Source organism: Coleofasciculus sp. H7-2, from assembly GCF_042747725.1.
Lineage (GTDB): Bacteria > Cyanobacteriota > Cyanobacteriia > Cyanobacteriales > FACHB-T130 > FACHB-T130.
Window position 1 is genome coordinate 1 of sequence record NZ_JBHZGO010000015.1, and the last position, 13,712, is coordinate 13,712.

A 13,712-nucleotide genomic window follows, 5' to 3' on the forward strand; every position below is an offset into this window, starting at 1 on the left:
GCACCATTTCTCAAAGCATGGAGGCATTGCGTCGGGTGTAGTTTCCTTCATGGGTATTTTTCAACGTGAACTTCTTATCTGGCATGGATCATAACTCATTTGGTTTTAATTCATTGTTTAAGTCCCGATAAGTGTTTCTGAACCAAGTTTTTTGACCATGATGCCCTAGTTTTTATGCTTAGTGTGCAAACATTGCACTTGGGCTAGTTCACTCAAGGTTCTTAATGTGCTAATTTCACACATCCAATGCCTCAATGTAAAATCAGTTGTGAGCAAAGCACACATCTAGCTTGCTAAGGCGGTTTTACTATGCTGTGAGTGTCATGTTCAGGCACTGGAGCTTAGAGCTATGTCAGATGAATCTGGTAAACGTTCCTCTCGCAAACAACTTCTTTGTAAGGTAGAGGTGTCAACTTCTCTTCAAGGTTTGTCCGCTTCTCGTCGTACTGCTCTCAATTGCCAAATCGAGGCAGTAGATTTAGCAAATCGTCTGCAATCTCTTCAACTGCATGGATGCCTAAATCAAGCAGCCGAGAGAGTTCTAAGCGAAAAAATTGCCAATTGTTTAGATCATGCGGCTTATCACTTAGATCAAGAGCGTCACGCTTTCTGGGATGCTCAGGTTTGTCGAGAGAATGCAAATGCTTTGAGGAGCAATAATTGGGAGTCTCTAAAAACGCTCTATTTGCAGAATTTTGAACAGATTCGACAGCCAGTCATTGTCGCACCTGTCCCCGCCATGCACAACCATCCCGTTTTATGGTCAGGATTTGTGGCTTTGGTCAGGGAGAACTCAATGGCATCTGGCTTAGCTATCAATGATCCTAATCAATTAGCTCGTCTTAACACTACGCTCTACCCCGGTTGTCCAATTGGAATGGTGAGAACTCGGTTTGTGGGCGCGCATACGGTGAAGGCAACCAATATTCATCACCCTCCGTACTTTATTCCTGAATACCTACCAGATCCGCCAGAGATTTGTATCGAAAGTGTTGGCTATTTGTTAAATACCTATACTGCTCAGTCAGTCAACCACACTCTATCCGCTTTAGAGCCATTTTGGCTGCCTGAACAGTTAGCAGAAATTCGCCAACTGTTTGAGTTCTCAGATGCCAATGAGGTTCAAGCAGCTTTGATCAGTTTGCACAACATGACTCATTTTCTTGGTAGTCAGCCTATGAATCATAAGAACAAGGAATCTGCATCGTTCATGAGAGGTGTTGATGAAGAATTACGCGCCGACAGTGGCAGTAATGTTGGTTTGAATGCTCTGGGTTGTAATTTATTCAATCATCAACTCATTCAGGCTGTAACTTTGATGGATATTTTGGATAGAGCTTTCAAGTATACACTTGCTGCACCGAGTCAAAGTCTAGATAGGTTGATCATTTCTCACCACGATGCAGCGGCAGGACAAATGAGACTTAATGCACTTCGCCGTCACGGGGCGCTTAAACAGACTCAATCGAGAGATCAAGTTTTCTACTACCTTGATTATCAAGCCTGCCTTGAGTCTGACCGGATAATCTTGTCTGAGTTGGAAGCTTTGGATCAACTAGGTTTACAAGCCTCAGATTCTTATCAAACAAAGCGTCTGGAGTTTCTCACAAAATATTTGGGAACTAATAAAGAGGAAGACTGGAAACTTGATGCGTTCTATGATGAAGTTCGCGCTGCCAATCCCTGGTTGTCTGCTCAACTGGTTTTTGAGTATCCAGTTGAACTAGAGCTGTTTACAGATTTGGCACATGTAGCCTAAAAAAGGCTGAAAACCAAGTCTGAAATCAGGTTGAGGGGTATGCAACTACAATCACGTTCACTATTAACAATTCAGGAATATCATCTTCGGTTTGCACTGAGCTAGAGTCTATTTCTGCCTTAATCACTAAGTCCTGGTTGACTTTAACAACTATCGGGTAATCCAGGAGATAAGGAATTCCTTTTTCAGTGGTTGGGAATAATGCATAGTCAATGATGTTGAAAAAATACTTTCCGGGAGATAGATCTGCTTGAAATCTACCTGAGCGATCTGTTATCCCAGATACCACATCTTCAGGGCTGTTGATTACCACACCGAGACAGTCCACCGGCTCGATGCTGTCTGGGTCGCTTGTGTTAAAGATCGAAATTGTGACTCTACTCATCCAATCACATAGAGTAAAAGCGATAATTGTTTGGTATGATGCCTAATCATAGCAAGCGATCGCTCTCCGTGGGATGCAAAAGTGAAATGCCATCTAACAAGCCTGGTGCAGCGGACGGTATCAAGATATTGGTGGTGATGCAAAGGTTATCTGCCGCCGCTGAAGGGGAACGTTATGCTTATCCTGAAAAGTTCTCTTAGGATGAGGATGTCACAACAGATTTGTATCCAGGGAGATCACCTGATCGGGTGCCAGAATACCTCCAACTGCGATCGCTTCCAGTCTTCCAGTTTCCTGGGGATGTTACACCTGGAAATGGCGATCTCTATCTGAATATCTGCTCTGATCCAGGTAGTCAATGCAGATCAACGAACTGGAATGTGTGCAAACATCAACGTTCTCAATTCAAACGTGACTCGCGAGAGAGAGTTTAGGAGAATCGTGACCGATAGGATCAGAGCAGGAAAGACGTATCGGGTCTGTCTTGTAGCTGACAACACGCCGACGGGTGCAGGGCGTTGGGTCACTTGCCAAGATCTTAGAGCTTTTGTCCCATCGTCTGGGCAATCGATCGTCATCAACTTACAACAGGCATCGCTACGATTCTTACGCCCTAATCCCTAATTGCAGACGCTAGTAGGGTGAGCATTAGCTTATCCTACCGACCTGTAAAATCTTATAAAGAAGTCTACGCAAGCCGAATAGCTATCAGGAGTCAGCCCATGCAAGCGATTCTGCTAAGCCGCGAAGAAGTTGCGCGACGTGCAAAGCAACTGTACGAGAATGGAATCCGTCAACAGGTCGAGAACGAAGACAACATTGGCAAGATGGTCATCATCGACATTGAGACAGGTGATTATGAAGTCGATAAAACAGGGTTGCAAGCATCTCGTAACCTTAGCAAGAAGCACCCAAACGCCCGACTCTTTGGGATTCGTATTGGATATAATGTTGCTGTCTCGTTTGGTGGTGTCATGGAGCGGGTCTACAAGTGATTTCTGGGACTGTGACGAATAGACACGCAATGGTCGCGTTGACATTCTTGCTGCTGAATGGTTGAAGCATCCCGATTGAGTTTGTCATCGATACAGGTTTCACAGGAGAATTGTGCCTTCCTCCGGAAGCGGTTTCATTGATGGGCTTGACCTTTAGACACGACACTCCTGCAAATCTGGCAGATAACAGTGAAGTCTTGCTACTACTTCACGAAGCGATCGTCCTTTGGGATGGTGCTGAGCGAGAAGTCTTGGTCATTGCAACAGGAAGGCGACCTTTTCTCGGAACTGCTTTGCTAGACGAACAAGAACTTGTCATTCAGTTCACAGAAGGCGGATTAGTGACAATCGACGAGTTGTAACCGCTAATCCAGCGTTACGCAGTACAGGCTAACAACTCAGTGGAGCGGACGGTACAGAGTCTTCGCGCTTCGTTCTAGTTCTTTCGTCGCCGCTCACTTTAGCCGTTATACAGCTCAGGTTATCAGTGGAGAAAGCATCTCCAGGCTATGTACTGGTGCTTATCGTTAAGCGAGGGAGTGGTGAGATAACCCTGTTCTTCCGCTCTCCGTGCCTACTTGAGGCTTGAGTAACCGTATTCAACCACCCTGATCCTTCAAATCTTCATTGACTGCTGATTCCATCAGTCGTCCGTCCGCTCATTTCGCTGGGGTGAATGCGGTAGATTACGACTACTTCCGCTCGTCCCCAAGCGTCAATCCACGTTCGGTTGATGGCAGGTGAAAGCGTTGGATTATGCTTTTGGATAAATTGCCTCGCATGATCGATGTCTGGTTGCTCTGTGAGCCGCTCGGCTTGACCCGTCACAATCACGCTGCGCCAATGAAGCGGGTTGTCAACTTTTTCAACCTGCAAACAGATTTCTGGATTTGCATCTATATCATGGGTCTTCATGCCGACCGTTGTGAACAGATAGATGTCTGAATCTTCGAGATAATAGTGCATTGGCATCACGTAAGGTTTTCCTTCGTGGATATAGCCAAGATGACCGAATCCTACCTCCTGTAGGAAGCCTCGTATTTCTTCTTGTCCCATTTCATCAATGTCTAACATTACAATTTTCCTCTTAAAAATTCAAAAGACAAATTCTATCTCTCACACTTTTATTTCCTCATCAACCATCAGTATTGCTAGTCTGCTTTGCGCCGAGCGATCGAATCAAAAATTTCATGGTCAACTTCTCTAAAGTTGGAGCAAAAGCAGCGTAGTGATCCTCTCTGTCTCCGTCAGACAGTTAATACATAAAGGTCAATGCTTAGAGTCAAGAGATCCTTCAGAAAGTATCAACAAGAATGTCAGGTTTGCCATCGCTTTGAGGGCATGAGGTGTGGCAGCAGGCATAAACACAAAGACTCCTGGTTCCAGGACAATTTCTTTGTCTTCAAGGGTTAACATTCCCTGCCCTTCAATCACATGCACCGTAGTGTTGCGAGGAGACGCATGTTCAGCAATCTCCGTCCCCGCTGCCAGAGACACCAGCATGTATTGGCAACTCACATCCTTCAGTAAAGTTTTGCGCTGTACTCCAGTTTTGGGGTATTCAATCATGTCGGCTAGACAAATTGCGGTTGCCTTCAATGGCAGTAAGGCTGTAGTCATCGGATTACTCCTTAGATTTGCGAATTACGGAAAAACGATTTTGGCAATCGACGCATGTCCCAGAAAAAGATAGGCAGCCGATCGCAGCACGCTTTCGGAGTAAAGAATCTTCTGAATATCTAGACTGGGCGCACGTTTGGCAGTGGCATTATAGGTTGCGATTTCCCCTTCTAGACTAAAGTCACTGTTAGTCAGGTAGTGATCATTGTCATGTATTGCCTGAAAAATGAAGTTATAGATAGGATTGAGTCCTAGTGTCGTGTCATAACTCTCGGCAGATACCCAAACGTGACTTTGCTTAATATCAGCAAACATCTCTACGACACTGGGATAACGCTCATACCATGAGAACTCTACATTCAATGGTAAGCTTTGATACTCACCCCAGAGCCAATCACAAAATTGTGCGATCATTGCATCGGAAATCGTGGCGGGCTTGCTTTCCAAATAGAGCTTGGCAAGAACTTCGACTTTGACCGATGCTGAGCTTGGTTGAATACGCTGAAGCGAGTTGTTTATGCCGATCGCCATATCTTACCTCTCATGAACGACACACACTCATCTTGACACATTCTTCTCAATATGTATCTGGACAATTTCATATCTCATCCTTTTGACAAGCAGTATTGCCGCTTGTGCCCATAGGCGAGTCTTCAATGGAAATTTATCACCGCTGCATAACAACCCCAGTGCAGCGGACTACCAGTATCTGCAGGTGGAGTTGCGAAGGTTATTAGCAGCCGCTAACCGGGAACGTTATGCGTATTGTTATTGAAGAGTCAAATCATGAAAAAGAAATTTGAATACAAGAATATTCGCTTTGATTTCAAAGGTCGTGGCATTACACAAGAAATAAATCTTCTTGATATCGACGGAAAAAGAGTGAAAGGATGGTTGGCTAACACTGAGGAAGTACCTACTCTTCCAAACCTCCTGAATGCTGCTGGAGTCGATGGATGGGAACTTGTATCACATAGCGTCAACCAAGATAACCAAGCTAATGCAGTGACATTTCACTATCTATACTTTAAGAGAGAGGTTGTTTAGTGTCAGATTCTGAACTTGACAGAATTATTGCTTTAACCAGGGCGAAAAAGACAAAAAATAGCAATAAAAATCACATATTCTTTATCGCTTTGGGCATTTTAGTGTTTGCTTTAGTAATATCGAAAAATCTAATCTTTTTGCTTCTTATAGTACTTTTGCTATTCATCTTTGGAATAAGAGAAAGCATAGAGTGGATGGGTTGAGGCGATCGCAAAAGTTAAGAATTGAGAAGCGATCGAGGCATAACAAATCATTGGAGCGGACAAATATGATATTTTAGTTTTGAGTTTTAGGCGATCGCTTGCCGCTCAATTCAGCCGTTAGGCTTATCCTGGGAAGTTCTCTCAGGATGAGAAAGTTATAACTGGTTTGTATCCAGAGAGATTACCTGATCGGGTGCCAGAATACCTCCAACTGCGATCGCTTCCAATTTTCCTGTTTCTTGGGGATGCTGTGTCTTGACCTTAGCGATCGCCTCCTCAATCCCTGCTGCCTGAGCAATGTAGATATGTGAAGCTAGCAAAGATGCAGAGATCAAAGACTTACCGGAAGCTTGAGGAACCAAGGATTCAATTTGACGCTGAATCTGGATTGTAATGGCATCAAAATCCGGCTCCATCAAAATGTGCCCTAAATGCTCTCGCAACAAACGCTTCAGTTTCTCATCTTCGATCGCTATGCCGCGAGTGCTGAAATAACCTTAACTGCCCTAACTGCAAGATTGGCAGAAAGCCCAAATTGTTGTCTGACTTGAGCGTAGACAAGAGTTTGAATCCTGACGTTGTTTGTCAGTTTTGCGTCAACATTCTGATTGATGTAGTTGCAAGCATCTGCTCTCCGCCTGAAGGGTTGCCTGAATCATGTCCGCCTGCTCAGATGTTGGTTGAAGTTTGCAGCTAATATTCAGGATGCTTTTCATCCTTTTAGGATATCACTGCAATGAAAGAAAATATTTACAGGCTGTTTTAACCGCTAATCGCTTACCTCCCCATGTCGCGCATCCAGGGGCTTCCGCTCGTTTTTCGGTGACATGAGTTTTGACTCCCTAGCACTCAATTTCGATCTCCTCAACTCTGCGATAAATTGGGAGGCTAGGAGAAGTTTACCCGCTTAAAAAGGGGCTAAGGCGGGATCGACACCTTAACTGAGACGTATTGCTAGCGCCCTGAAGAAGCGATTTATTGATGCAGATGATAGCTGAAGATTGCATTTGGGCACCCTTGAAATAGAAGTATCTAGCTGCGTGACTTTAATTTCACGCTCACCCCCAGCCTTACTCATGAATTACACCGATAATCAAGAGCTACTTCAACTGTTTATCCAGCAAGCGCCAGCAGCCGTGGCGATGTTCGACCGCGAGATGCGTTACCTGCTGTTCAGTCATCGATGGCTGACGGAGGGCAATCTTGGCGAGGACATTATCGGGCGCTCTTACTATGAAATTGAGAGTGAAGTTTCCGATCGTTGGCAGGCAATCCATCAGCGTTGTTTAGCGGGAGGCATAGAGAAGTTTGAAGAATCTTTACCCCGTACTGATGGGACTGTGGACTGGGTAAGGTGGGAAGTACAGCCGTGGCGCACTGGCACAGGTGAAATCGGCGGATTGATTGTGTTGAGAGAAGCGATCGCCGAGCGCTATCAATTAGAGGAACACCTGCACCTGTTGGAGAACGCGATCGCTGCTAGCAAGAATGGTATTGTCATTAGCGACGCCAACCAGCCAGACAATCCCCTGATTTATGTCAACCCCCGTTTCGAGGAAATGACGGGGTACTCCCACGAAGTCCTAGGGCGCAACTGCCGCTTCTTGCAAGGAACCGATACAGAGCAACCCGCTATCGCCGAGTTGCGAACGGCAATCCGGGAGGGAAAAGAGTGCAATGTCATCTTGCGGAATTACCGCAAAGATGGAACCCTTTTCTGGAATGAACTGCGAATTGCGCCAGTAAAGAATGCCGCAGGGAAACTCACAAACTTCGTCGGCGTACAGACTGACATCACCGACCGCGTGGAAGCCCAAGAACAGCTCGTTCGCATTAGCAAAGCCGTTGAAAATGCCAGCGATGCCATCATCATTACGAACGCCAAAGGGCAGTCCCTATATCACAATCAGGCGTTTGTGGAATTATTTGAATACACCACAGACGAAATAAATGCGGCTGGAGGGCCAAGCATCCGCTACTGCGATCCGAATATTGCTCGTGAAGTCATCAGCGCCATCACCCAAGGCAACTCCTGCTGGAGTGGTGAAGTCGAGATGCGGACTCGTAGCGATCGCACCCTATCAGTGTTGCTAAGAGCTGACGCTATTACCGATGACAATGGCAATGTGGTGGGGTTGATTGGGATTCACACTGACATTACAGCCCGCAAGCACGCTGAAGCAGTTTTACGGCAAATTCTGCGACGAGAGCAGCTCTTAGGAGCCATGCAAGAGCGTATCCGCCAATCCTTGAAGCTGGAGGATGTCCTCAACACCGCCGCAGAGGAAGTGCGGCAGTTTCTTCAGACAGATCGGACGATTCTGTACAGCTTTGAGCCGGATTGGAGTGGCAGTGTCATTGTAGAGTCGGTGGGTGAGGGTTGGATGCCAACTTTAGGCATCAATATTCAGGACACTTGCTTTCAAAACGAACACGCACCCTTATATAAATCCAGTCGAATCCGAGTGATTGATGATATTTACACAGCGGGTTTAGCGCCGTGTCATGTCCAATTGCTGGAGCAATTGCAGGTGCGAGCTAACTTAGTCGTGCCGATTTTGCAAGGAGAACACTTGTGGGGGCTGCTGATTGCCCATCACTGTCGATCGTCGCGGCACTGGCAATTTGAGGAAGTCGAACTGCTAGAGGCACTGAGCGTGCAGATAGCGATCGCCATTCAACAAGCCGCTTTGTTCGAGCAGGTGGAAGCGGAACTTGCGCGATCGCAAGCTGCTCAAACTGCCTTGCGCGATAGCGAGGAACGTCTGCGGACTGTGGTAAAAAGTGCGCCAATCCTTCTATTTGCCTTAGATCGTCAGGGTGTCATTAGCTTTTCAGAAGGTGCGAGAATGGATGCTTTGGGATTGCCAGCGGGTGAGGTTGTCGGTCAATCCATCTTTGACGTGTACCGCCACATCCCCCAAATTCTCGAAGATGTTCGGCAAGCGCTATCCGACAAAGCCTTGACATCACTGGTAAAAATGGGCAAATTGACCTTCGAGGTGCGCTATTCGCCCCTACGAGACGCGAACAACGAAGTGACTGGCGCAATTGGCGTCGCCACCGACATCACCGAACGCATCTTCGCAGAGGAAGCACTCCGCCAAAGCGAAGTCCTGCGCCAAAGCGAAGCCAAAACTCGCGCCCTCCTCGACGCGATCCCAGATTCGATGTTTCGCATCCGCAAAGATGGCACCTTTCTAGACTTCAAAGCGGCTAAAAATGACGTTCGGGCGCTCAGTCCCGATCGAGTCATGGGTCAAACTGTGCAGGAGATTTTGCCAACCGAGGTAGCGCAGCAGATGCTGCATTATGTAGCCAAAGCGCTGTCTACTAACGAGATACAAGTCTTTGAATATCAACTGCTCGCTCCCTTGAATCCCGCTTACCAAATGGGACAAGGCTCTGGGCGCGATTATGAAGCTCGCGTTGTTGTCAACGGAGGGGATGAAGTGCTGGCAATCGTGCGCGACATTACCGAGCGCAAGGAGGTGGAGCAACTGAAAAACGAATTTGTCTCCATCGTCAGCCATGAATTGAGGACGCCGCTAACTTCGGTGCGCGGTTCCTTGAGTTTAATTTCTGGAGGCGTGGCGGGTGAAATTCCAGATGAGGCAAAGGCGTTAGTGAATATTGCTCATAAAAATACTGAGCGTCTGATTCTCCTAATTAACGACATTTTAGATATTGAAAAGATTGAATCCGGCAAAATGGATTTTCATCTCAATCCGGTGGAACTAATGCCACTCGTAGAACAGGCGCTGGAGGCGAACCGTGGCTATGGCGAACAGTATGGGGTGCAGTTGGTATTGGAGTCTGGGTTGCCCGGTGTTCAGGTGAATGTCGATCGCGATCGCCTGATACAGGTACTGACTAACCTACTCTCCAACGCCGCCAAATTCTCTCCCCCCAATGGCACCATCACCCTCTCCGTTTCCCGCTTCCAGAAGCATGAAACAGCAAAAACCAAGGATAAATTAGATTCGGCGGTGGAAGTCATCGCTTCTGAATCTCAGCTTTCAACCGATCAACTCATTCATCCCACCCTTCGGGAAGGACAAAGCCCTACATCCCTCATCCCTAATTCTTTCATTCGAGTTGCCGTTACCGACTGGGGTTGTGGAATTCCCGAAGACTTTCGCCCCCGGATTTTTCAGAAATTTGCCCAAGCGGATTCCTCCGATACCCGTCAAAAGGGAGGAACTGGCTTAGGCTTAAGTATCTGCAAAGCAATCGTCGAAAAACTCGGAGGAGATATTGGTTTTGAAACTCAAACTAATGTCGGGACTACCTTCTACTTCGATTTACCTGAATGGCACGAAGCACTGATATCGAAAATTACGACTTCCAACTCACCGGAAACTCTCCCCATCCTCATCTGTGAAGACGATCCTGATATTGCCACTCTGCTGTCGCTGATGCTAAAACAAGAAGGTTTAAGCGTAAACATCGCCTATAATGCCGCGCAAGCCAAGCAGCTTCTGGCACAAAACTGCTATGCAGCGATGACTGTAGATTTAGCGCTACCCGGTCAAGATGGCATCTCCTTGATCCGCGAACTGCGGGAAGATGAAAATACCCAAAGTCTACCGATTGTGGTTGTTTCTGCCAAAGCACAACAGGGGCGCGAACAACTCAGCGGCGGTGGGTTGCCGGTGATAGACTGGCTGGATAAACCAATCGATCAGGCGCGGTTGATGGCAGCAGTCCGGCAAGCAGTTCGGCAGCACTCAGACAGTAAGCCTAATATTTTGTATGTTGAGGACGATCCGGATTTAACTCAGGTCGTCTCAACTATTTTGCAGAATATAGCCGAAATTGATTCAGCTAAGAATCTTGATGAGGCAAGACACAAGCTAGTTTCTAAAACTTTTGACTTAGTGATTCTTGACCTCAGTTTACCGGATGGTTCTGGTCTAGAATTGCTAGCGGATCTCCACAACCAGACTTGTTCCTCCATCCCCGCCGTCGTTTTCTCTGCCAATACAATTGGTATGGAGGCGGCGCATCAAGTGGCTGCGGCACTTGTCAAATCCCGCACCTCCAATCAGCAGTTGCTGGAAACGATTAAATCCTTAATTGGACGCAATAATTCCACTTCTTAATTCTGAATAATTACTAATTTTTGAACTTCGGAAAATTTGAAAATTTGTTATAAATTCAATTTTGTTTGAATACTCATTATTAAGCTTTCTCAGCTCGGCGGTTAAAATCAACATAATTTGTGGAAGCGGCTAATGGGTAGTTCATGGTTCAGGGTTCATTGGGTAAGAACAATGAACCCTGAACCATGAGCAATTAGCAATTTTCGTTCAAAGACAAGAAATGTAAAATTCTGCTTCTCTACCTGATTTATCCACTCTCTTTTTTTCCACTCAGTTTAAATTAATGAGTAATCAATTAAAAGCAATATGACAACTCCACCTTTAAATCGTATCTTGTTTGTGGAAGATGACCTGGATATTCAAACCGTTGCCTGTTTGGGTTTGAAAGTAGTCGGCGGTTTCACGGTAGAAGTTTGTAGTTCTGGGAGTGAAGCGATTCAGAAAGCGCCGATATTTGCCCCAGATTTGATTTTGCTGGATGTGATGATGCCTGGTATGGACGGGATGACTACGCTGAAGGCACTGCGGGAACTCCCGCCAACTTTAAGCACTCCTGTAATTTTCCTGACTGCCAAAGTGCAAACCCATGAAGTAGTTTATTATAAGCAACTCGGTGTGTTGGATGTGATTGCGAAGCCGTTCGATCCAATGACCCTTTCTGCAACTCTCAATCGTATGTGGTCTCAGTACCATGATTGATGCGCTTCAAGATCCGCAAGATCAACTCAATGCCTTACGCCTTGCGTATAGGCAACAACTGCCGAGTCAAATTGAGCAGATTGAAACAATTTGGCATCAGCTGCTGCTAAGCCTTGAGGAAAGAGGGACAGAGGGAGCCGAGGAGCAAGGGTGTGGGGATGTGGAAACCCCACCCGGCGCAGGAGAGAATCAAGAACATCAGCGCCTCAGCACCTCAGATGTTCATCCCCTCTCGTCCTCTCCCAATCCGCCTCAGTCCCTGCTAGAAGCCGCTGGCTCACCTTTAGAGACGCTACACCACCTGATGCACCGTTTGGCGGGTTCTAGTGGCACGTTTGGGTTGCTGGGGTTAGGTAATGCGGCACGAACCTTGGAACTGGTGTTCAAAGCGATTCTGGATAGTGGAAAGTTGCCAACCGCAGAAGAGCAAGCACAAATCTGCATGCTGGTAGGAGGATTGAAACAGGCGATGACTGTGGAGGACACCTTTGTACTGGATCTAAACCTCCCTCCGCCGCAGTCTCAAGAGCCTTGGTTAGAGAATCGGCTGATTTTTTTGGTGGAAGACGATCCGCATCTGTCGCAGGATTTGGCGCTGCAAATCAGTTGTTTTGGTTATCAGGTTCGCACTTTTGACCAAATTGCTGAATTGGAGGAGGCGATCGCGCAAACGCCACCCGCTGCTGCAATTGTGGATGTTGTTTTTCCCGAAGACAGTCTCGCAGGTCCAAAAACCATTACTGCCATCCAGCAGCACCGCGAGCAACCGCTGCCAGTTTTGTTTATCTCTGCCAGAAACGATCTAATGGCTCGTTTACAGGCGGTGAGAGCGGGTGGAAAGGCGTATTTTCCCAAGCCGATTAACATTGGAGAATTGATTGATGCTCTGGATTTGCTGACTGTGCCGCAAATACCAGAGCCGTATCGCATTTTAATTGTTGACGATGATGCACCTTTGGCATTCTTCTATGGTTGGACTTTGGAACAGGCGGGAATGACGGCTGTGGTGGTGACAGATCCGTTGCAGGTGATGGCACCTTTAATTGAGTTCAGACCGGATCTAATTTTGATAGATATGTATATGCCGGGATGCAATGGAGTGGAACTGGCAGCGGTTATCCGTCAGCAACCGGCTTATGTGGGCATTCCGATTGTGTTTCTGTCGATGGAGACGGATGTGAATAAGCAGCTGGCGGCGATTCAGCTAGGTGGGGATGATTTTTTAACAAAGCCGATTCAGCCAAATCATCTGATTGCGTCGGTGATGCCGCGAGTGCAGCGATCGCGTCTTTTACGTTCGGTGATGGTGCGCGATAGTCTGACTGGGCTGCTCAATCATACGACGATTAAGGAGCAACTGAGTATTGAGGTGGAACGAGGTCAGCGGGAAAACACGAACATTGCCTTTGCCATGATTGATATTGATGATTTTAAGTCAGTGAACGATTCCTATGGTCATCTCACAGGCGATCGCGTACTGAAAAGTTTATCCCGTCTGTTGCAGCAGCGTTTGCGTAAAACTGATATTACGGGTCGTTATGGCGGGGAAGAGTTTGCGGCTATTCTCCCGAATACAGATGGTGCAACAGCCGTGAAAGTTCTCAATCGAATCCGCGAAGGTTTTGCACAAGTTCGGCAGCAGTCTGACGGCGCTGAGTTTTCGGTTACTTTTAGCTGTGGCATCGCTGTCTTCCCCAACGTAGATGAAGCGACACAACTCAATGAAGCCGCAGATAAAGCTCTCTATGAAGCTAAACGACGCGGACGCAATCAGGTGATCCTTGCTATGTGAAGAGTAAAAGATTACAACTGCTTTTAACTAATATTAAAGATTTAAAGCGATCGCAAATAGCCAATCCAATAATATTGGCAAGGCTTACCCTACACTGTTACCAGAGC

Annotated in this window: 14 protein-coding genes; 9 read left to right on the top strand and 5 right to left on the bottom strand. The window is 46.7% G+C overall.

The features are described 5' to 3' along the window. The first annotated feature begins 349 nt into the window (after nucleotides 1-349). Complete coding sequence (locus ACFW2W_RS02430; RefSeq protein ID WP_378172856.1) at nucleotides 350-1,759, top strand: hypothetical protein; 1,410 nt, start codon at nucleotides 350-352, stop codon at nucleotides 1,757-1,759. A 25-nt stretch (nucleotides 1,760-1,784) separates the two neighbouring features. Here ACFW2W_RS02430 and ACFW2W_RS02435 read toward each other — a convergent pair whose 3' ends face one another. Further along, nucleotides 1,785-2,144 carry a hypothetical protein gene (locus ACFW2W_RS02435; protein ID WP_378172859.1) on the bottom strand — a complete coding sequence of 120 codons (360 nt, stop codon included), beginning with the start codon at nucleotides 2,142-2,144 and terminating at the stop codon, nucleotides 1,785-1,787. Between the two features lie 35 nt (nucleotides 2,145-2,179). Here ACFW2W_RS02435 and ACFW2W_RS02440 point away from each other — a divergent pair, with 35 nt between their 5' ends. The 3 genes from ACFW2W_RS02440 (at nucleotide 2,180) to ACFW2W_RS02450 (ending at nucleotide 3,501) form a co-directional block, all read left to right on the top strand. After that, the gene (locus ACFW2W_RS02440; protein WP_378172861.1) at nucleotides 2,180-2,344 is read left to right on the top strand and encodes a hypothetical protein; all 165 of its coding nucleotides are present in this window, start codon (nucleotides 2,180-2,182) and stop codon (nucleotides 2,342-2,344) included. Between the two features lie 522 nt (nucleotides 2,345-2,866). Further along, a complete protein-coding gene (locus tag ACFW2W_RS02445) occupies nucleotides 2,867-3,139 on the top strand; it encodes a hypothetical protein (protein WP_378172970.1) in 273 nt (90 codons plus the stop codon). Nucleotides 3,140-3,207: 68 nt separating this feature from the next. Beyond that, nucleotides 3,208-3,501, top strand: a complete 294-nt coding sequence (locus tag ACFW2W_RS02450; RefSeq protein WP_378172972.1) for a clan AA aspartic protease — start codon at nucleotides 3,208-3,210, stop codon at nucleotides 3,499-3,501. 262 nt (nucleotides 3,502-3,763) lie between these two features. Here the strand turns inward: ACFW2W_RS02450 and ACFW2W_RS02455 are convergent, their stop codons facing one another. The 3 genes from ACFW2W_RS02455 to ACFW2W_RS02465 all read right to left on the bottom strand — a co-directional run bounded on the left by ACFW2W_RS02455 (nucleotide 3,764) and on the right by ACFW2W_RS02465 (nucleotide 5,290). Then, on the bottom strand, nucleotides 3,764-4,213 hold the full coding sequence (locus tag ACFW2W_RS02455) for a pyridoxamine 5'-phosphate oxidase family protein (protein WP_378172864.1): 450 nt from the start codon (nucleotides 4,211-4,213) through the stop codon (nucleotides 3,764-3,766). 195 nt (nucleotides 4,214-4,408) lie between these two features. Next, nucleotides 4,409-4,759 carry a cupin domain-containing protein gene (locus ACFW2W_RS02460; RefSeq protein WP_378172867.1) on the bottom strand — a complete coding sequence of 117 codons (351 nt, stop codon included), beginning with the start codon at nucleotides 4,757-4,759 and terminating at the stop codon, nucleotides 4,409-4,411. A gap of 24 nt (nucleotides 4,760-4,783) precedes the next feature. Beyond that, nucleotides 4,784-5,290, bottom strand: coding sequence for a transposase (locus tag ACFW2W_RS02465; protein ID WP_378172869.1), 507 nt, complete (start codon nucleotides 5,288-5,290; stop codon nucleotides 4,784-4,786). Nucleotides 5,291-5,545: 255 nt separating this feature from the next. On the opposite strand from ACFW2W_RS02465, the gene ACFW2W_RS02470 reads away from it, so the two are divergent. Together ACFW2W_RS02470 and ACFW2W_RS02475 are read left to right on the top strand one after the other, a co-directional pair. Then, the gene (locus ACFW2W_RS02470) at nucleotides 5,546-5,806 is read left to right on the top strand and encodes a hypothetical protein (protein WP_378172872.1); all 261 of its coding nucleotides are present in this window, start codon (nucleotides 5,546-5,548) and stop codon (nucleotides 5,804-5,806) included. Next, on the top strand, nucleotides 5,806-6,009 hold the full coding sequence (locus ACFW2W_RS02475; protein WP_378172874.1) for a hypothetical protein: 204 nt from the start codon (nucleotides 5,806-5,808) through the stop codon (nucleotides 6,007-6,009). The genes ACFW2W_RS02470 and ACFW2W_RS02475 overlap by 1 nt, the downstream gene beginning before the upstream one ends. Before the next feature lie 155 nt (nucleotides 6,010-6,164). On the opposite strand, the gene ACFW2W_RS02480 is transcribed toward ACFW2W_RS02475, so the two are convergent. Continuing rightward, a complete protein-coding gene (locus ACFW2W_RS02480) occupies nucleotides 6,165-6,455 on the bottom strand; it encodes a hypothetical protein (protein WP_378172877.1) in 291 nt (96 codons plus the stop codon). A 630-nt stretch (nucleotides 6,456-7,085) separates the two neighbouring features. On the opposite strand from ACFW2W_RS02480, the gene ACFW2W_RS02485 reads away from it, so the two are divergent. From ACFW2W_RS02485 to ACFW2W_RS02495, 3 genes are all read left to right on the top strand, one after another. Then, nucleotides 7,086-11,114, top strand: a complete 4,029-nt coding sequence (locus ACFW2W_RS02485) for a PAS domain S-box protein (RefSeq protein WP_378172880.1) — start codon at nucleotides 7,086-7,088, stop codon at nucleotides 11,112-11,114. Nucleotides 11,115-11,420: 306 nt separating this feature from the next. Then, nucleotides 11,421-11,813, top strand: a complete 393-nt coding sequence (locus tag ACFW2W_RS02490; protein ID WP_378172883.1) for a response regulator — start codon at nucleotides 11,421-11,423, stop codon at nucleotides 11,811-11,813. Then, on the top strand, nucleotides 11,806-13,605 hold the full coding sequence (locus tag ACFW2W_RS02495; protein ID WP_378172886.1) for a diguanylate cyclase: 1,800 nt from the start codon (nucleotides 11,806-11,808) through the stop codon (nucleotides 13,603-13,605). The genes ACFW2W_RS02490 and ACFW2W_RS02495 overlap by 8 nt, the downstream gene beginning before the upstream one ends. Nucleotides 13,606-13,712: the final 107 nt, after the last annotated feature.

Coding starts and splice junctions, on each gene's coding strand:
- ACFW2W_RS02440 (WP_378172861.1), top strand. CDS start 2,180: ATGATGCCTAATCATAGCAAGCGATCGCTCTCCGTGGGATGCAAAAGT.
- ACFW2W_RS02455 (WP_378172864.1), bottom strand. CDS start 4,213: ATGTTAGACATTGATGAAATGGGACAAGAAGAAATACGAGGCTTCCTA.
- ACFW2W_RS02490 (WP_378172883.1), top strand. CDS start 11,421: ATGACAACTCCACCTTTAAATCGTATCTTGTTTGTGGAAGATGACCTG.
- ACFW2W_RS02465 (WP_378172869.1), bottom strand. CDS start 5,290: ATGGCGATCGGCATAAACAACTCGCTTCAGCGTATTCAACCAAGCTCA.
- ACFW2W_RS02430 (WP_378172856.1), top strand. CDS start 350: ATGTCAGATGAATCTGGTAAACGTTCCTCTCGCAAACAACTTCTTTGT.
- ACFW2W_RS02460 (WP_378172867.1), bottom strand. CDS start 4,759: ATGACTACAGCCTTACTGCCATTGAAGGCAACCGCAATTTGTCTAGCC.
- ACFW2W_RS02445 (WP_378172970.1), top strand. CDS start 2,867: ATGCAAGCGATTCTGCTAAGCCGCGAAGAAGTTGCGCGACGTGCAAAG.
- ACFW2W_RS02485 (WP_378172880.1), top strand. CDS start 7,086: ATGAATTACACCGATAATCAAGAGCTACTTCAACTGTTTATCCAGCAA.
- ACFW2W_RS02470 (WP_378172872.1), top strand. CDS start 5,546: ATGAAAAAGAAATTTGAATACAAGAATATTCGCTTTGATTTCAAAGGT.
- ACFW2W_RS02435 (WP_378172859.1), bottom strand. CDS start 2,144: ATGAGTAGAGTCACAATTTCGATCTTTAACACAAGCGACCCAGACAGC.
- ACFW2W_RS02495 (WP_378172886.1), top strand. CDS start 11,806: ATGATTGATGCGCTTCAAGATCCGCAAGATCAACTCAATGCCTTACGC.